General features: G+C 69.2%; 15 protein-coding genes and 2 pseudogenes. 7 read left to right on the top strand and 10 right to left on the bottom strand.

Going from position 1 to position 16,783, the window contains the following annotated elements; translation table 11 throughout:
* Positions 1-47 precede the first annotated feature (47 nt).
* Positions 48-942, bottom strand: a pseudogene (locus ACFYW1_RS34135) (integrase core domain-containing protein).
* On the opposite strand from ACFYW1_RS34135, the gene ACFYW1_RS34130 reads away from it, so the two are divergent.
* On the top strand, positions 859-1,152 hold the full coding sequence (locus ACFYW1_RS34130) for a hypothetical protein (protein ID WP_389002380.1): 294 nt from the start codon (positions 859-861) through the stop codon (positions 1,150-1,152). The pseudogene ACFYW1_RS34135 and the gene ACFYW1_RS34130 overlap by 84 nt on opposite strands.
* Before the next feature lie 203 nt (positions 1,153-1,355).
* On the top strand, positions 1,356-1,481 hold the full coding sequence (locus ACFYW1_RS34125; RefSeq protein WP_389002243.1) for a hypothetical protein: 126 nt from the start codon (positions 1,356-1,358) through the stop codon (positions 1,479-1,481).
* Positions 1,482-1,523: 42 nt separating this feature from the next.
* Here the strand turns inward: ACFYW1_RS34125 and ACFYW1_RS34120 are convergent, their stop codons facing one another.
* On the bottom strand, positions 1,524-4,112 hold the full coding sequence (locus ACFYW1_RS34120) for a DUF4157 domain-containing protein (RefSeq protein WP_389002240.1): 2,589 nt from the start codon (positions 4,110-4,112) through the stop codon (positions 1,524-1,526).
* Positions 4,113-4,163: 51 nt separating this feature from the next.
* Here ACFYW1_RS34120 and ACFYW1_RS34115 point away from each other — a divergent pair, with 51 nt between their 5' ends.
* From ACFYW1_RS34115 to ACFYW1_RS34105, 3 genes are all read left to right on the top strand, one after another.
* The gene (locus ACFYW1_RS34115; RefSeq protein ID WP_389002237.1) at positions 4,164-4,304 is read left to right on the top strand and encodes a hypothetical protein; all 141 of its coding nucleotides are present in this window, start codon (positions 4,164-4,166) and stop codon (positions 4,302-4,304) included.
* A gap of 325 nt (positions 4,305-4,629) precedes the next feature.
* Positions 4,630-4,986, top strand: coding sequence for a helix-turn-helix domain-containing protein (locus ACFYW1_RS34110; protein WP_389002234.1), 357 nt, complete (start codon positions 4,630-4,632; stop codon positions 4,984-4,986).
* Between the two features lie 34 nt (positions 4,987-5,020).
* Positions 5,021-5,104 carry a winged helix-turn-helix domain-containing protein gene (locus ACFYW1_RS34105; RefSeq protein ID WP_389002374.1) on the top strand — a complete coding sequence of 28 codons (84 nt, stop codon included), beginning with the start codon at positions 5,021-5,023 and terminating at the stop codon, positions 5,102-5,104.
* Between the two features lie 38 nt (positions 5,105-5,142).
* Here ACFYW1_RS34105 and ACFYW1_RS34100 read toward each other — a convergent pair.
* From ACFYW1_RS34100 to ACFYW1_RS34065, 8 genes are all read right to left on the bottom strand, one after another.
* Positions 5,143-5,951 (bottom strand): IS5 family transposase gene (locus ACFYW1_RS34100; protein WP_389002231.1). Its coding sequence is split into 2 segments (ribosomal slippage): positions 5,143-5,612 and positions 5,612-5,951, totalling 810 coding nucleotides; the frame shifts between segments, so codons are not numbered across the junction.
* Between the two features lie 373 nt (positions 5,952-6,324).
* On the bottom strand, positions 6,325-7,989 hold the full coding sequence (locus ACFYW1_RS34095; protein WP_389002228.1) for an ABC transporter ATP-binding protein: 1,665 nt from the start codon (positions 7,987-7,989) through the stop codon (positions 6,325-6,327).
* The gene (locus tag ACFYW1_RS34090) at positions 7,986-9,188 is read right to left on the bottom strand and encodes a serine hydrolase domain-containing protein (RefSeq protein ID WP_389002225.1); all 1,203 of its coding nucleotides are present in this window, start codon (positions 9,186-9,188) and stop codon (positions 7,986-7,988) included. Before ACFYW1_RS34090 ends, ACFYW1_RS34095 begins: the two co-directional genes overlap by 4 nt.
* Positions 9,185-10,366 (bottom strand): anhydro-N-acetylmuramic acid kinase, encoded by a 1,182-nt coding sequence (locus tag ACFYW1_RS34085; protein WP_389002222.1) that lies wholly within the window; start codon positions 10,364-10,366, stop codon positions 9,185-9,187. The genes ACFYW1_RS34090 and ACFYW1_RS34085 overlap by 4 nt, the downstream gene beginning before the upstream one ends.
* Complete coding sequence (gene murQ, locus ACFYW1_RS34080; RefSeq protein ID WP_389002219.1) at positions 10,366-11,286, bottom strand: N-acetylmuramic acid 6-phosphate etherase; 921 nt, start codon at positions 11,284-11,286, stop codon at positions 10,366-10,368. Before murQ ends, ACFYW1_RS34085 begins: the two co-directional genes overlap by 1 nt.
* Positions 11,283-12,170 (bottom strand): ABC transporter permease, encoded by an 888-nt coding sequence (locus tag ACFYW1_RS34075; RefSeq protein ID WP_389002216.1) that lies wholly within the window; start codon positions 12,168-12,170, stop codon positions 11,283-11,285. Before ACFYW1_RS34075 ends, murQ begins: the two co-directional genes overlap by 4 nt.
* Complete coding sequence (locus ACFYW1_RS34070) at positions 12,167-13,144, bottom strand: ABC transporter permease (protein WP_389002213.1); 978 nt, start codon at positions 13,142-13,144, stop codon at positions 12,167-12,169. The genes ACFYW1_RS34075 and ACFYW1_RS34070 overlap by 4 nt, the downstream gene beginning before the upstream one ends.
* Positions 13,144-14,688, bottom strand: a complete 1,545-nt coding sequence (locus ACFYW1_RS34065; RefSeq protein ID WP_389002210.1) for an ABC transporter substrate-binding protein — start codon at positions 14,686-14,688, stop codon at positions 13,144-13,146. The genes ACFYW1_RS34070 and ACFYW1_RS34065 overlap by 1 nt, the downstream gene beginning before the upstream one ends.
* A 246-nt stretch (positions 14,689-14,934) precedes the next feature.
* Here ACFYW1_RS34065 and ACFYW1_RS34060 point away from each other — a divergent pair, with 246 nt between their 5' ends.
* Positions 14,935-15,801: a MurR/RpiR family transcriptional regulator gene (locus ACFYW1_RS34060; RefSeq protein ID WP_389002207.1), complete on the top strand. Its 867-nt coding sequence runs from the start codon at positions 14,935-14,937 to the stop codon at positions 15,799-15,801.
* 208 nt (positions 15,802-16,009) lie between these two features.
* A pseudogene (locus ACFYW1_RS34055) lies at positions 16,010-16,686 on the top strand (integrase core domain-containing protein).
* Positions 16,687-16,783: the final 97 nt, after the last annotated feature.

Genomic DNA, 16,783 nt, shown 5'->3' with positions numbered 1-16,783 from the left:
AACCGGCAGCGCGGACGATGCGGGTGCCGATTAGTCATCCGACTTGCTCAGGCGACATGTTGGTACCCATGCAGGTTTCCGCCGAGCCGGTCTCGTCGGTGGACCTCCAAATGCGCGATCTGTCCTGGTTCGGTGATCGGTTCAGGTAGCGGGCGGAGCGGGGCGGCTTGGCCGAGGGCCCGGTGCGGCCGATGCCCGTTGTAGAACGGTTCGAACTCTTGGAGCACGTGCAGGAGGTGGTTTTGGTTCCAGATCAAGGTGCGGTCCAGCAGCTCCCTGCGGCAGGTCTGTATCCAGCGCTCCGTGATGGAGTTCATTCGGGGCATCCGGACACCGCTGGTGACGGCCTCCAGCCCGGCGGCGGCAAGCACGGCGTCGAAGGCCTGTGTGAACTTCGAGTCCCGGTCGCGGATCAAGAACCTCGCCTGGCTGCCCGCGTCCTGGAGATCCATGGCGAGAATTGCGTCCGGCCTGTACCACCCAGTCCGCGGTGGGGTGTGCGGTGGCGCCCAGGATCCGGATCCTGCGGGTGGTGTGCTCGATGACGGCGAAAACGTACAGGCGTGCCCCGGCCAGGGTGCGGGTCGCGAAGAAGTCGCAGGCGAGGAGCGCGTCGGCCTGGCTGCGCAGGAAGTCGGCCCAGGTCGTGCCTTCGCGTTCGGGGGCGGGTGGGATGCCGTGCTCCTTGAGGATCTCCCAGACGGTGGAGGCGGCGGTCTTGATACCGGGCGCCGCGAGCTCACCGTGGATGCGCCGGTACCCCCAGGAGCTGTTCTCGGGTGCCAGGCGCAGGACCGGGCTACGGATCGAGCGGACTGTGGGTGGGCGCCCTCGCTGCCTCGGTGCGCACGTGAGGGCATGGCGCTGTTTGAGCAGGTCGCGGTGCCATCGCAAGATCGTGTCGGGACGCACCAGCAGCAGGAGCCGGCGCAGCCCGTTCATCGGGAGACGATGGAGCAGGCCGACGAGCAGCGCACGGTCGGTGTCGGTGAACGCGGGCTTGCCGATCTGGCGCTGCAGGACCAGCAGCTGGTGCCGCAGCGTGAGGATCTCGACGTCTTTGTCCCGCTCACTCATCGGCAGCAGCCGCAGGAGCGTGAACGTATTGGTGACGGCGAGGTAGACCAGGCGCAGCAGCACGACAGATCATGATGCCGCCGACGGCCATCCGGGTGAACAGCACGAGCGCGAGTGGCGCGCGAACAGAAAGCCCGCCAGTGACGCTCAAGCTCCTGACCTGGCCGGATGATTTGTCGGCACCCGCAAGGCCCTGCTGCTGCTCCAGGAGAAGACCCAGGAGAACCTGGAGCCTTGTCCGAACCAGCGTCCACGGCCATCGCGATGGATGTTCCTTCGTGTACCTGTCCCCCAAGCTGGCCTCCGAAACCCACACCGTCCGCGTACGGGTGACCGGAACCAAGAACACCGCCTCGACCGGCCCGGTGATCAGCATCGACCACGCCGAGATCTGGACCAACTGAGGCTCCGCGAGTCCGGGCCGGACGTCGTCCGGCCGGGCACCGTCACAATTCGAGGCCGGCGAAGAAGTCATCGTCGTCGAGCTCTAGGCCACACTTGTCCTCGGCGGGAGCCTTCCCCGCGCTCTCCGCCTGCAGTCGCGCGAGCTCTCGGAGGCGGTCCACGCCTTCCGTCACTTCTTTCTCCCACAGCCTCTTCATCGTCGCGCTCGCGGCAGCGTCAATGAACGTGATCGCCCGGGTGGCGGCCAGGAACTGGCCGAAGCCCTGCTTCTTCACTACGACGTTGGGAATGCCCCCGGCGTCACCGGTCCCGCCGGCCGCCCCCTCGTACTTGACGTTGGGGTTGGGCATGAACGCGTTCGGCTTGGCCGTCACGGGGGTGCTGAAGTACGCGTAGCTCTTCAGGAAACCCAACAGCTCAGGAGTGATCGGGATTTCAACCACGCGTGCGTACCCGGCGCCCGTGCCGGGCACGTCCCGCACCGGGGGATCGCCGGCGAATCTCCGCTTGACCTCAACCTTGACCGCCTCGGCCCAGGCGGTCTCCCGGGAGAGGATGAACACGTCCTCCACGGAGAAGACGATCTCACCGCGTTCGTAGCCTTTGGTGTCGAACAGGGCCTCGACCGCTTTGCCGACGTCCTGTGCCTTCGCCGCGATCCGGTATTTGTCCTCCTCCGCCTGACTCACCCGGCGAACGAGATGTTTGCCCTGCAGGCGCTGGAGATCGTCGTGCAGCTTCTTGGCCATGGCGGCCGTGTACTGATTCGGGTTCAGCAGCTCTTCCGGACCGACCAACGGGGGTGAGGCATACGGGTCGTCGGAACGCTGCTCCAACCGCTCGAAGCCGGTCATCCTGGCTAGGGCCTGCTCTCCGGCGCCGACGAGGTCGGCAAAACCGGGCAGTGCCCGGGCGAGGATCCGCAGCGGCTCGGGGCAGACCTCCATCGGCCAGTCCCTGATCTCGCTGTACAGCTTCTGCACGGTGTCGGCCAGTTCCCGGTCCGCTCCGATCGGCTGCCTGTCGGCGTCGATCAGCTTGTCCAGCTGCTGCAACGTCGCGGCCAGGTGGGAACCTTCGGCAGCATCGAACAACTTGGCCCGCAGGCTGGTGACCACGGTCTCGATCCGGGCGCGCTGTTCGCCGACGAGTTGGTGGATGTCCCGGAACTCCAGCGCATCATAGGCCAGAGCGTTCGACCAGTCGGACTCGGTCTCTGGTTCGGGGTCTGGTTCGAGGCCTTGACTCACTTGCTGGCCGAACATAGCCACCGGCTCCGCGTAGCCGAGGGCCCACCGGACGCCCGAGCTGATCCGGCCGTTGAGGGCCGCGATGAGCCCTGGGCGCTTGGCCTCGGGCAAGCCGCTCGTGTTCACCAGCTGCTCGATCGTCGCCGGGGGCAGCCGCTTGTCCAGGTCGATGAGGGACTCGGCGAACCTCTCCGGCGGCACGTCTGCGTAGGGCGAGCCGCTGCTGTGCGGCCCGGTGGACATGCTGGCGATCGTCTGGGAGACGTCCGTGGATCCCATGAAGTCACCCGACTTCTTGGGTGTGCCCTGGGCGCTGACGTACATGGCTCCGCCCAGGTCTTGGCGGTACAGGTCAGCGCCGATTTTCATCCAGTTCGGCGGCTTGCGCAGGTCGAAGATGGCCAGCACCACGTCCAGGCCGACGAACGGCAGGAAGTCCGCCATGGAGGCGATCTTCGCCGCGTCCGGCCGATCCTGATCCACCGTCCGGAAGTCGGTGACCTGGGCCAGGGTCCACTCCGCCGTCGTCTCGTTGCCGGTCGCCACCCAGGCGAACGCGGCCGGGAGCACCTTGGCCCCGGCCGCCTGGTAGATCTTGCCCGTTAGCATCTCGGCCAGCATGATCTCCTCGGCCGGCAGGGAGTTGCTCTTCTTGGCCTGCTTGGCTCCTTCGGCCGAGCTCTCAGCGGCGTCTTCGGGCTTCGGCACCGTGATCGGCCCCGGGACCCCGCCGGGCGTCAACGGGCTCCGGCCCCGTTGCTGGCTGAATTTGAAGACCTTGTCGGCACCGCCGACCCGGACGTGCCACGGGCTGCTGGATCCGCCCTTGAGCTCAGTGACGAACTCGAAGGTCCCGGGAGCGAAGATCGGCAGGTCCGCGGCGTTGTCCGAGCTCGACTGGGCCTGGTCGGGCGCCTGCGCCTGGTTCTCGATCAGCGTCGCGGCGATTGTGAACTGGTTTCCAGAAGCGTAGGCCGACTGCTCGATCTTCAGGGCATCGTCGGATGCGTCGTCCATCGCCCGCTGTACGGAAAACGGCTGGGTGGGGGCGAACGTGTTCGCCTTGGACCTCGACGGCTGCTGTTCGCTCGGCGCTGGTCCACGCAGTGCCTGCGAGGCAGTGGCTTCCGCCTCGCGTCCGAACCGGTCGGAGACCTTCAGGCCCGCACCGTTGTCGGTCCCGCCCACACGGCCCCGGCGCTGCTGGATGACGTGCGTCAGCTCGTGTGCAAGAGTGTGCTTGTCGGCGCCGCCGTCGCCGATGGCGACGTGGCTGCCGGAGGTGTAGGCGCGGGCGCCTACTTCCGCCGCCGGGGCTTGCGCGGCCGCGTCCGTGTGGATGCGGACGTTCGGGAAGTCCGTGCCGAGCCGAGCTTCCATCTCCTCGCGTGTGTCGTCGTCGAGGGGACGGCCCGGAGTACGTAGGACGTCGTGGACGGTGGATCGCTGTACGGGGTGCTCTGTCCGCGGGTGGTCGCGGTCGGCGCCATGCTGGAGCTCTTCCTGGACTCCTGGGTGTCCGGCCCAGCGGAGCATCTGAACGACTGCCGCGTTGCCGACGCTGCTCTGTAACGCGAGGAGGCCTGGGAGCAGCGTCCGGCTCGCCGCCTGGGGGTAGCGGGCCGGTGCCCTGCCCTTCCGTTCCCGTGCCGACCTGGCCTGGGCTTCGGAGTACATGCGGCCTCTCCCTTTCGCAGGCAACGACTCCCCCTGGATATCTGAGGCGCGGGCGGTCGGGCCAGGCCCCTGAGGGCAGAGTGGGGGCAACGTGCGTAGGCAGTTGGCGCGTGGCTCGCGCCAGGCCATCAAGGGGTGCCGTTACTGATTTCGGCGTTTCGGGGTCTGGATTTGTGTCGGGAGGGGTGACGCGGTCCGTCCGGGCTGGTGCGCCGGAGGCATGCGGTCTCCGGAGGGGGGCGGGCTGTCCGCCGAGCAGCGCAGGCGCCGGGAAGAGGTACGGATGCGGGCCGTTGACCCCTTCGATGCGGGCGTGGAAGTCCCGTGCATCGCCCGGGAGTTACGGGTGAGTGAGAAGTCGGTCTACCAGTGGCACCGCACCTGGAGGACGGGTGGACGCGAGGCTCTGCGTTCCAGAGGCCCCTGCGGCTACGGCTGTCGGCTCGGCCCGCACCTGCAGACCAAGCTCGCGATGTGGCTTGATGAGGGACTGGCCGCGCACGGCTGGGCGGACGACCAGGTGTGGACCGCCGCGCGGGTACGCACGCTGATCGGGCGGAAGTTCCACCTCTCCTAACAGGGTCTCCGGGGTCACTCGGCTGCTGCACCGCATGGGCTACAGCGTGCAGATGCCCGCCCGGCCCGCCGCCGAACGCGACGAGGACGCGATCACCGCATGGCGGGAGGCGACCTGACAGGAGGTAAAACCCTCCGGGTGGCTTTACTGATCGTTTCAGAATGCGGTTCGGAGTCGTCTCAAGCAGATGATGCTGCAGGCGAGTTGGAGCAGGCCGAGGTGGAGATCTGCGCGTATCTCGTAGCGGATCCGCAGTTGTTTGAACTGGTGGAGCCAGGCGAAGGTCCGCTCCACGACCCAGCGTGTCTTGCCCAGGCCGGAGCCGTGCGGGGTGCCGCGACGGGCGATCTTCGGTGTGATGCCACGGGCCCGGAGGATGCGCCGGTACTTGTCGAAGTCGTAGCCGCGGTCGGCGAACAGCCGACCCGGCCGGTGCCGCGGCCGTCCGCGAAGTCCTCGGATACGGGGGATCGCATCCAGCAGCGGCGTCAGCTGGGTGACATCGTCACTGTTTCTGCCGGTCAGAGTCACGGCAAGAGGGGTGCCGTGCCGGTCGACGATCAGGTGGTGCTTGCTGCCCGGCCGGCCACGGCCGACCGGCGAAGGTCCGGTGTGAGCCCCCCTTTCAGGACCCTGATGTGCGAGCCGTCGATCGCGGCGTCGTCCATGTCCAGCAGACCTGCTTTGCGCAGCTCGGCCAGGAGCACTTCGTGCAGGCGGGGCCAGAGGCCGGCCTCCGTCCAGTCCCGCAGCCGCCGCCAGGCCGTCACTCCGCTGCAGCCGGTCCACTCGGCCGGAACGTCTCTCCAGCTCACGTTCTTGCGCAGGACGTAAACGATGCCCCGCAGGGCCGCACGGTCGTCCGCCGGCAGACGTCCGGGGTATCGATGGCGCCTCGGCGGGCGGGGCGGCAGCAGCGGAGCGATACGTTCCCAGAGGTCATCAGGCACAAGATCATCCGACACCTGCAACACTCTGCCGCGACCAGGCCCGGTCGCCAAGCCCTCACCCCGAACTCATTCTGAAACGATCAGAAGAACCGGCACTGTGACGCGAACCGACCTGGCCCACGGGCGTCTTCCTCCGATGCGTGACGATCATTGTCCTCGGCCTCGAAGAAGCCCGGCTGGTCAGCACGAAAGCGCTGCTGACCACCCAGGGCAAGATCGAAGCGGCCATCAGGGCCAAGGCCATGATGTGCGCGTACGGGCCGGCCGACTGGGCGTCGGCCCCGTCCGTCTCCACGACCGTCAGCCCCTCCCCTCCCCCGGAGCCGGGGCAGCAACCGTGCGAGGCTGCTGGTCGGCGAGTTGGGGACGGCCAGGACGCGGGATGCGGTCACACGGGCATGCTCTTTCCGGGGATGGCGTCGATGAGTTCGCGGGTGTACGGGTGGGTGGGGTGGTCGAAGATGGCTTCCGGGGTGCCTTCCTCGACGACACGGCCCTTGCGCATCACCAGGACGTGGTGGGAGACGAGGCGGACCACGTCGAGGTCGTGGCTGATGAACAGGTAGCCGAGGCCCAGTTCGCGCTGGAGGTCGACCATCAGGTCCAGGATCTGCTCCTGTACGAGCACGTCCAGCGCGGAGACCGCCTCGTCCATGACGATCAGACGGGGCTTGAGCGCGAGGGCGCGGGCGATGGCGACGCGCTGTCGCTGGCCGCCGGAGAGTTCGTGGGGGTAGCGGTCGGCCACGGAGGCGGGCAGGGCCACCTGGTCGAGGAGTTCGACCACCCGTGCCCGGTGGTCGGCGCGGCGGTCGCCGATGCCGTGCACACGCAGCGGTTCGGCAACGATCCGCTTGATGGTGTGGCGGGGGTCGAGCGAGGCGTAGGGGTTCTGGAAGACCGGCTGGACGGCGCTGCGGAAGGGCAGCAGGCGGCGGCCCTTGAGGCGGGTGATGTCCGAGCCGTCGAAGCGGGCCTCGCCGGTGTCGGACTCCTCCAGGCGCAGCGCGATGCGGGCGGTGGTGGATTTGCCGGATCCGGACTCGCCGACGATGGCCACGGTGCGCCCGGCCTGAACACTGAGGCTGACGCCGTCCACGGCGCGCAAGGGCTCGCGTCGGCCGCGGAGCCTGAACTCCTTGGTGATGTCGCGCAGTTCCAGCACCGGCGGGAGCTCCTGACGGTCCGGGTCGGCGGGCACCGGCTCGATCTTGGGGCGGGCCATGCCGGGGGCCGCCGCGAGGAGTCGCTTGGTGTAGGGGTCCTGCGGGTCGGCGATGACGGTCGTGGACGGGCCGCTCTCGACGAGGCGGCCGTTGTGCATGACGACGATGCGGTCGGCACGCTCGGCGGCCATGGCCAGGTCGTGGGTGATGAGCAGGACGGCGGTACCGAGTTCGCGGGTCAGGGCGGCCATCTGGTCGAGCACGACGCGCTGCACGGTGACGTCGAGGGCCGAGGTGGGCTCGTCGGCGATGAGGACGTCGGGGCGGCAGGCGAGGGCCATGGCGATGAGCACGCGCTGGCGCATGCCGCCGGAGAATTCGTGCGGGTACTGCTTGAAACGGGCCGCGGCGTCGGTGATGCCGACCCTTTCGAGGAGCTGGGTGGCTTCCTTGCGAGCGGCCTCGCCCTGGGCACGGCCGTGCACTTCGAGCGCCTCGACGATCTGCGCGCCGACGCTGAGGACCGGGTTGAGGTTGGTCATCGGGTCCTGCGGCACCATGCCGACGCGGGCTCCGCGCACCTGCCGCATGGCCCGGTCGGAGGCTGCGGTGATGTCGAAGTCTTCCAGGTGTATGGTGCCACCCGCGATCCGTCCGTTCTCCGCCAGCAGCCGGTTGACGCAGGCGGCCAGGGTGGACTTGCCCGACCCCGAGGCGCCGACCACGGCGACGGTCTCGCCTGCCGCGAGGTCGAGGTCGACCCCGTCGACGGCGGTGAAGTCGCCGCCCGCGGTGCGGAAGACCACGGAGAGGTCGCGGATGCGGAGCTTGGGGTTGGTGCCTGCGTTGTCGATGCCCGCGGTCGGGGCGGCATGGGTGGCTTTCATGGTGACTCCTGAGCCTGCGGGGTGGTGCCGAAGCCGGCGGACCGGGACGGTGCGGGGAGCGCGACCTCCAGGTCGAGGGCCTGGACGATGCCCTGGCGGGCGTCGTGGGCCAGGTCCGCGACGGAGAGGAGGTCGGCGCGGGCGCCGGTGGCGCCGTGCAGCCGGGTGGCGGCCATCGCGACGACCAGGGACCGGTCGGTCGCGGCGGAGAGGTGGGTGCCGGTGAATCCGTCGTGGCCGATCATGGGGACCGGGCCTTTCGGGGTGGTCAGTTCGAACCGGCGGAAGCCCAGGCCCTGGGAGGGTTCGTCGGGCGAGGCGGCGGCGGTGAACCGGGCCCGTACGGCGGCCGGCACGAACTCCTCGTCCCGGGCGAGCGCGGCCCCCAGCCGGAGCATCTCCTCGACCGGGGCGAAGAGCCCGGCGTGGCCGGCCGTGCCACCGAGGGCATGGTGGGCGTTGCCGTCGGCAGCGTGGCCACGGACCGCCGTGGTGCGCCAGCCGGTGAAGTCGGCCGGGGTGAAGGGCACGGGATAGGGGACGCCATCGGCGATCATGGCGTACTCGATCTGGTCGCCGTCGGCGCAGACCACCGCCCGGGTGGGATCGACGGGCCCGTAGCCGGTGCGGGTCAGGCCGAGTGGCGCGGCCACCCACTTTTGGTGGGCCTCGGCGATACCGGTCCCGGTGATGCGCTCGATGAGACGGCCCAGGAGTTGGAAGCCGACGTCGGAGTAGAGGCGCCGCTCGCCTCGGGGGTGGCGCAGCGGCAGGCCCTCGGCGAGGTCGAGGGCCTGCTCACGGTTGGTGGTGGCGCAGTACAGCGGCCACCATGGCGTGAGGCCTCCGCGATGGGCGAGCAGGTCGGCGGCCGTGACGAGATCTTTGTCGCCGCCCCGGAATCCGGTGAGGTGGCGGTGGACGGGCTCGTCGAGGTCGAGCAGCCCTGCCGCCGTCAGTCGCATGGCCAGGGCGGTGGTGCCCGCGATCTTGCTGACCGAGGCCAGGTCGAAGACGGCCGAGGTGGTCAGGCGCTCGCCGGGGGCCGTTTTGGTGGGGAGCACGGCCCACCCGACGGCGGCCAGGACGGTGTCGGTGGCGGGGGTGAGCACACCGAGGCACACCCCGGCGGGCGGGCCCTCGCCCGCACCGCCGCTGCGGCGGATCCCCTCGGCGACGGAGGTGAGGTACTGCCTCATGCGCCGGCCCCTCCCAGGACCAGGATGCGGGGCCGTACCGCCGGGGTGGCCGGGAGGGTCAGGGGCGCGGTGCCGGGCGTGAGGCGGCCCAGGACGCGTTCGGCGTCGGCGCCGGTGCAGCTGGGGACGTTGCCGGGCAGGCCGTGCAGCGTCTTCCAGCCGAGCAGCGCGAAGGCGATGGCCTCCTTGGCGTCGGAGGGGGCGGCGAGGGCGTCCGTGGTGTGGAAGCGGATCTGCGGCAGCCGGTCCGTGATCCCTTTGAGGAGGACCGGGTTGCGCACTCCCCCGCCGGACGCGTAGAGGACGTCGAGCCCGGCCTCCTCGACCGTGCGGGCGACCGTCTCGACGGTCAGCTCGGTCAGGGTGGCGACCAGGTCGTTCAGGGCGGGGCGGGCGCCGGTGCGGCGCAGCACCTCGTCGACGTACCCGGCGTGGAAGATCTCCTTGCCGGAGCTCTTGGGGGGTGCGAGGTCGTAGTACGGCTCGTCGAGCAGGGCCGCGAGGAGGGGGTGGTCGATCCGGCCGGAGGCGGCGAGGAGGCCGTCGCGGTCGAAGCTGTCGGGATGCGCGGGATCGGCCGCGACGGCCGCGTCGATGAGGGCGTTGGCCGGGCCGATGTCCCAGGCGACGGGCTCGGTGTTGGGTGCGAGCACCGTGATGTTGGAGATGCCGCCGAGGTTCAGGGCGCCGGCTGCCAGGCCGCGCTCGGTCTCGGCGGCCAGGAGCATGCGGTCGAGGGCCGGGACCAGGGGGGCGCCCTGGCCGCCGGCGGCGATGTCGGCGCTGCGCAGGTCGGAGACGACCGGCAGCCCGGTGGCCTCGGCGATCCAGGCGGGCTGTCCGAGCTGGAGGGTGCCCAGCGCGGTGGTGCCTTCCACCCAGTGGTAGACGGTCTGGCCGTGGGTGCACACCACGTCGGCGGGGGCTGCGGCGAGCGCCGTGCGGGCGGCGTCGGCGAAGGCCTGGCCGATCCGGGTGTCCAGGGCGCAGATGTCGGCCGCAGTCACCCGGCCGGGGGGCAGAGCGTCGACGAGGTCGGCGCGGAGCTGCTCCGAGTAGGGCACGGTGTCGTGGTGGGTGACGGTTCCGTGCAGGGTGGTGCCGTCCTGCCGGAAGTCCACGACGGCCACGTCGATGCCGTCGTGGGAGGTGCCGGAGATCATGCCCAGTACACGCATCAGTGGTCCTCCAGGATGGCGCCGAGCCGGCCGGCGGCGGCGGTCAGCGCTGCGTTCGCGGTGCCCTGGTCGCAGTCGAGGGCGATCATGGCGATGGCGGTCTTCGCCTTCCAGTCGGCCTCGGCCAGGGCCCGATGGGCGGTGTCTTCGTCGGTGCCGGTGGCGGTGACAACAATCCGGACTGCGCGGTGGCGCAGCTTCTCGTTGGTGGCCTGTACGTCGACCATGAGGCTGCCGTAGGTCTTGCCGAGGCGGACCATGGCGAGCGTGGAGATCATGTTGAGCACCATCTTGGTGGCGGTGCCCGCGCGCAGCCGGGTGGAGCCGCGCACGATCTCCTGGCCGATGACGACCTCCAGCGGGTGTTCCACGACTGCGGAGAGCGGGGCGCCCGCGTTGCAGGAGAGGCCCACGGTCAGGCAGCCGTGCTCGGCGGCACGTTCGACGGCTCCCAGGACATAGGGCGTACGGCCGCTGGAGGCGATGCCGACGACGGTGTCGAGGGAGCCGACGCCGAGGGCGTCGATGTCGGCGCGGCCCTGTTCGGCGCTGTCCTCGGCCGCTTCGACGGCGTCGGTGATGGCGCGCGAGCCGCCCGCGATGACGCCGACAACCCGGCCGGGGGGCACGCCGAAGGTGGGCGGGATCTCGGAGGCGTCGAGGATGCCGAGGCGCCCGGAGGTGCCCGCACCGACGTAGACGAGGCGTCCTCCTCCGGCCATGCGGGGGCAGGCCGCGTCGATGACGGCCGTGATGGCGGCGGACTGCCTGCGCACGGCTCCCGCGATCTCCGCGTCGCCGTCGTTCATCAGGTGGACGAGTTCGCTGGTGGGCAGGGCGTCGAGCATGACGCCGATGCCGTCCATGCGCTCGGTGAGCAGGGAGTCGAGGGTGGTGGAGTCCGGTTCGGCGGAGCTCATCGGCGGTCTCCGGAGCGGGGGTCGAGGACGTCACGGAGGCCGGCGCTGAGCATGTTGAGACCGAGGACGATGACGACCAGGGCGAGACCGGGGCCGGCCAGGAGCCAGGGCGCGATGCTGCTCAGCGCGCGGGCGTCGTAGACCATGACTCCCAGTGACGCTGCGGGGGGCGGGGTGCCGAAACCGAGGAAGCTCAGCGCTGCTTCGGTGAGGATCGCCCAGGACATGGTGAGGGCCACCTGGACGAGGATGATGCTCCGGATGTTCGGCAGGATGTGCTGGAAGAGGGTGGCCGTCCTGCGCTGTCCGAGGGCCGCGGCGGCGGTCACGTAGTCGGCGGAGCGCAGGGTGAGCACCGGGCCGCGGGCAACGCGGATGAAGATCGGCAGGTAGACCACGGCGATGGCCAGGGAAACGGTCTGCCAGCTCCGGTCGAGCGTGGCGGCCAGGGCGAGCGCCAGGAGCAGCGACGGGAAGGCGAACAGGATGTTCGTCACCACGCCGATGATCCGGTCGGTCACCCCGCCGAAGAAGCCGGCGAGGACGCCGAGCATGATGCCGAGGACGCCGGAGATGGCGACCGAGACGCTCGCGACCAGCAGCGAGCTGCCCAGGCCCGAGGCGACGCGGGCGAACACGTCGCGCCCGAACTGGTCGGTGCCGAGCCAGTGGGAGCCGCTGGGGCCCTGGAGGGCCGCGGCGACGTCCTGGGTGGTCGGGTCGTGGGGGAGCAGACCGAGCACGCCCACGCCGGCGGTGAGCAGGACGATCAGGGTGAGGACGCCACCGATCAGGCTGGACCGATTGCGCAGCAGCGTTTTGAACACGTGCTCGCGCTTGGCCGTCTCCTCCACGGGGGCGGGAGCGAGCGTGGCCGTCGTCATCGCGACCACACCCTGGGGTCGACCAGCCGGTAGACGAGGTCGGTCAGCAGGTTGACCAGCACAAACAGAACGGCGATGACCAGCACCGTGCTCTGTACCACGGAGTACTCCTTCTGTCCCATGCCGATGAGGACCTGGCGGCCGATCCCCGGCAGGGAGAAGATCTGTTCCACGACGACGGCTCCGCCCAGCAGGAATCCGAACTGGAGGCCGCTCATCGTCACGATGGGGATCAGGGCGTTGCGCAGCACGTGCCGGGTCTGGAGCAGGCGTTCGGGTACGCCTTTGGCTCGTGCGGTGCGGATGAAGTCCTCGCCGCGGATGTCGAGGATCGCGGTCCGGGTGGTCTGCATGATCGGCGAGGCGATGCTCACCCCCAGGACCAGGGCGGGCAGCAGCATCTGCTGGAGGTTGAGCAGCGGGTCCTCGGCGAGCCGCGCGTATTTCAGTCCGTTGGGGTTCCAGCCGAAGCTGTTGGCCAGCACGGTGGCCAGCACCGTGCTGGTGAGGAACACCGGCGCGGACAGCGAAAGCAGGCTGAAGGTCTGCGCGGTGGTGTCGCGCAGGGCGCCGGGACGGGAGGCGGCGAGGAGGCCGGCGGGCACGCCGATCAGGAGGGCCAGCAGGATCGCCAGGACGGCCAGCTCCGCGGTGACGGGCAGGGCCTGCGATGTCAGGTCCGCGACGCTCTGTCCCGCGTTCGAGGAGACACCGAGGTTGCCGGTGAGGACACCGCCGAGCCACGAGAAGAACTGTTCCACCAGGGGCTTGTCCACCCCGTAGTAGGCCTGCAGCTGGGCGATCTGTTCCGGGGTGAGCTCACCTGCGTCGATGCCGTAGGAGGCGGTGATCTGGTCACCGGGCAGCACCCGCAGCAGGACGAACGTCAGAACCGAGACGCCCAGCAGGGTCAGGACGGCCTCCCCGACCCTGCGCAGGACGGGGTGACCGGCGAGATAGGACAGGGTCCGCATCAGGAAACCTTCGTCTTCCAAAGGCTCTGCAGGCCGGCGTCGGTGATCGCCTCGAAGCCGGTCACCCGGGTGTTCGTGGCGATGTAGCTGCGGCCGCTGTAGAGCCAGATCCAGACCGCGTTGTCCTCCAACTCCTTGGCGATCTTGCCGTAGATCTCCTTGCGTGCGGCGATGTCGGAGGTCTCGATGCCCTGGGCGAACAGCTTGTCGAGGCCGGCGGAACGGTAGCCGGCCAGCTTGTTGAAGTTGCCGTCCGAGGTGAAGTAGCGGGTGTACGAGGTGGCCGGGTCGCTGCCGGTGCCATTGAGGGCGATGGCGGCGTCGAAGTCGCCGGCCAGCCAGCGGTCGACGTAGGCACTGGAGTCCAGGGTCTCGATCTTCATCGTGATGCCGGCCTCGGCGAGCTGGGCCTGGATGTTCTGGGCCTCGTCGGCGGCGCTGGAGTACAGGCCCTGCGGAACGATCGCGGTGAAGGACACCTTGGACTTGCCGGCTGCGGAGAGGTGCTTCTTGGCGGCGGCGAGGTCATGGCCGGGGCAGGGACGGGCGTCCGGCGAGGAGGCGTAGGCGGGGGAGGTGATCGGGCCGACGACCTCGCCCTGGCCGAGGGCAGCGGTCTTGACGACCTGTTCCCGGTCGATGGCGCACTGGACGGCGAGACGCACGTCGGTGTCCTTGAAGACGGCGGCGTCGGCGCGCAGTTGGAGCGCGTGGTAGTCGAGCTGGTCGACATCGGTGACCTTCACCGAGCTGGACGTGGCCGTCTTGGCGGTGACGGAGTCGTCGAAGATCGCCATGTCGACGGTTCCGGAGCGCAGCGCGGAGGCCATGGCGCTTTTGTCCTCGATGACGCGGAACTCAAGGGTGCTCAGCCCGGGGCGTCCGCGGAAGTAGGTGTCGTTGCGCTCAAGCACGACCGACTGGTTGGCGGTGCGACTCTTGAAAGAGTACGGGCCGGTGCCGACGGGCTTGGTCTTGAGGGCACTCAGAGACTTGTCCGACGGCAGGATCGAGCTGTTCACACCGCTCAGGGCGGACAGGATCGAGGAGTTGGGCTTGCTCAGCTTGATGACGACATGACCGGCGTCCGGCGCGGTGACGGCCTTGATGTCCGCCAGGGAGGTACGCGCGACCGCCTTGGTGTCCGGGTCGAGGATCTTTTCGAGGCTGTACTTGACGTCCGCGGAATCCAGCGCCGATCCGTCCGAGAAGGTCACGTTCGGCTTCAGCGTGAAGGTATAGGTGAGTCCGTCGTCGGAGACCTCGGGCAGGTCGGCCAGGCCGGCGGCCGGCGCGAGGCGAGAGTCCTCGTCCAACAGAGAGCTGTAGACCTGCCCAAGAACCTGGTTGGACTGCACGGCAGTTGCCGTCCAAGGCAGCAGTTGGGTGGGGTCCGCTCCGATGCCGAACACCAGCGCCTCGCCGTTGGGGCCGACACCGGTTCCGCCGGCGCCACCCGAACATGCGGTCGTCGTCATGAGAACCGTCGCTGCGATGCCGCCGGCCAGCACGAGCTTGGCAGCGGGGGCGTGTGATCTGGGCATTGCTCTCCTCTTGCAGATCCGCGGCATCACGTGACTTCCGTGACACCGGATACTGCGGAGCAGCATATTCACAAAAATTTCCATGCCAAGTGCCTAGCGTGTAACTTTTTCTCATGATGCTCTTTTCCCAGGCCAGAGCATGGGAGAGTGTGGGCCTCAGGCACAGGAGTGCGCCGTGACGGCCGCCCCGCCGGGGAGTCGGCAGCGCCGACGCGCCTGTGCCGATCAGACACCAGAGGAGTCACCATGACTGCCGATGTCCTGGAGAAACTGCGTCAGGCACTCCCCGGCCTGCGACCGGCCGAACGCCGCATCGCCGAACTCGCCCTCGCCACACCTGCGGAAGCGTCGGAGATGACCATCACCACGCTCGCCGAACAGTGCGGCACTTCAGCAGCCAGTGTCACCCGGCTCTACCGAGCACTGGACCTATCGGGCTACCCGGCCTTCCGCATCGCGCTCGCCCGCGCAGCCGCCGACGAGCAAAGCAGACGGCTCAGCTTCGGTATCGAGGATGCCGAGATCAACCCTGAGGACGACGCCCTCGCCGTGGCCCGCAAACTGGCGTACCACGAAGCTCGCGCCATCGAAGGTACCGCCGAAGCACTGGACGTCGTGGAGTTGGACCGCGTCGTGGAAGCGATCATCCAGTCACCCGTCGTCGACATCTACGGATCGGGATCGAGCAGCCTGGCCGGCCAGGATCTGCAGCAGAAACTGCGCAGGATCGGCCGCCTGACCAACTGCTGGATCGACCCGCACCTCGCCATCACCAGCGCAGCCGTGCTGCCCCCGGCCAGTGTCGCCATCGCCTTCTCCCACTCCGGCCGTACCAGCGAGACGATCGCCGCGCTGAGAACCGCAGCAAAAGCCGGCGCGTACACCGTCGCGATCACGAACTTCCAGGACACTCCTCTGGCGTGGCACGCAAGCTCTGTGCTGACCACCGTGTCCCACGAGACACGGTTCCGCCCCGGGGCCATGGCCAGCAGGATGGCCCAACTCGCCTTGGTTGACATCCTGTTCATCCGGGTCGCCCAGCGAAGTCCCGAAGCGGTCAACCTTTCCCTGACGGCCACCTACGACGCAGTTGCCGCACGGCACGACCGCTGAAGCCCGCCCGCCGCTGCCGCCGGCCCTCACCCCGAAGAGAACACCCCACCACCCGCGCGGTCAGTGCACCCCCGGCCCGCCCGGAACTCTGGTCCGGCGCAGGGAACCGCCGATGAACACCGCCGACAGGGCGCCCTGCTGTCCCGGGACGGTGGTGACACGCGTGCTGGGTGCTTGAACAGGTGAGGGCCTCCTGGGTTCGGTGTGGATTGCTACATCTACCGCCGACTGCCAGGAGGCCCTCGTCTCCCACCGTAATGCCCCGCTGACTCCGACGGGCCGGCTACGTCTGGCCCGGTGCGTCGTGGAAGGGGGCTGGCCACTGCGGCGGGCCGCGGAACGTTTCCAGGTCAGCCACACCACCGCGGCCCGGTGGGCCGGCCGCTACCGGTCACACGGCCCGGCAGGAATGGAGGACCGGTCCAGCCACCCGCACCACCAGCCCCTGCGCACACCCACCGCCCCGGACGACCGCACCCGCCTCGCCCACACCGAAGACCTGCCCGACGAGACCGCCCCGACCTGCGCATCCTTCCTGATCCGCGCCACAGCACGGTCCGCCGCACGAGGCATCACCGTCGAACGCGTCCTGACCGCCAACGCCTGGGCCTGCACCAAGAACACCTGGCGCCAGACCTGCCGTGACCTGGGCATCGGCCCGCGCTGGACCCGCCCCTGGCGTCCCCGGACCAACGGCGAGGTCGAACGATTCCACCGCACCCTGCTCGATGAATGGGCCTACCAACGACCTTGACCTCCGGCACCGAACGGCAAGCAGCGTTCTCCGACTGGCTGGACTGGTACAACTACCACCGACCACACACCGGAATCGGCGGTCAGACCCCAGCCGGCCGCGTCCACAACCTCCCCGGACAGAACAACTAGGGCCAATACCGGTGACTTTGAGCTGTGTTGGTCGTTGGATGTGTTGTGCCAAGGCCTGGGCAGGTGAAGTTGTCGGGTGAGCGGTTGTCGGACCGGA

The organism is Streptomyces sp. NPDC002669 (assembly GCF_042889165.1).
GTDB lineage: Bacteria > Actinomycetota > Actinomycetes > Streptomycetales > Streptomycetaceae > Streptomyces.
Note: the sequence above shows the minus strand (reverse complement) of the source record. Positions and strands in the feature narration are given on the sequence as shown.

What these genes read in the sequence shown, in the direction of transcription:
- ACFYW1_RS34075 (WP_389002216.1), bottom strand. Translation starts at nt 12,170, where the DNA reads ATGACGACGGCCACGCTCGCTCCCGCCCCCGTGGAGGAGACGGCCAAG.
- ACFYW1_RS34090 (WP_389002225.1), bottom strand. Translation starts at nt 9,188, where the DNA reads ATGAGGCAGTACCTCACCTCCGTCGCCGAGGGGATCCGCCGCAGCGGC.
- ACFYW1_RS34130 (WP_389002380.1), top strand. Translation starts at nt 859, where the DNA reads ATGGCGCTGTTTGAGCAGGTCGCGGTGCCATCGCAAGATCGTGTCGGG.
- murQ (WP_389002219.1), bottom strand. Translation starts at nt 11,286, where the DNA reads ATGAGCTCCGCCGAACCGGACTCCACCACCCTCGACTCCCTGCTCACC.
- ACFYW1_RS34120 (WP_389002240.1), bottom strand. Translation starts at nt 4,112, where the DNA reads ATGGAAGCTCGGCTCGGCACGGACTTCCCGAACGTCCGCATCCACACG.
- ACFYW1_RS34095 (WP_389002228.1), bottom strand. Translation starts at nt 7,989, where the DNA reads ATGAAAGCCACCCATGCCGCCCCGACCGCGGGCATCGACAACGCAGGC.
- ACFYW1_RS34085 (WP_389002222.1), bottom strand. Translation starts at nt 10,366, where the DNA reads ATGCGTGTACTGGGCATGATCTCCGGCACCTCCCACGACGGCATCGAC.
- ACFYW1_RS34105 (WP_389002374.1), top strand. Translation starts at nt 5,021, where the DNA reads ATGGGCTACAGCGTGCAGATGCCCGCCCGGCCCGCCGCCGAACGCGAC.
- ACFYW1_RS34110 (WP_389002234.1), top strand. Translation starts at nt 4,630, where the DNA reads ATGCGGTCTCCGGAGGGGGGCGGGCTGTCCGCCGAGCAGCGCAGGCGC.
- ACFYW1_RS34065 (WP_389002210.1), bottom strand. Translation starts at nt 14,688, where the DNA reads ATGCCCAGATCACACGCCCCCGCTGCCAAGCTCGTGCTGGCCGGCGGC.
- ACFYW1_RS34060 (WP_389002207.1), top strand. Translation starts at nt 14,935, where the DNA reads ATGACTGCCGATGTCCTGGAGAAACTGCGTCAGGCACTCCCCGGCCTG.
- ACFYW1_RS34070 (WP_389002213.1), bottom strand. Translation starts at nt 13,144, where the DNA reads ATGCGGACCCTGTCCTATCTCGCCGGTCACCCCGTCCTGCGCAGGGTC.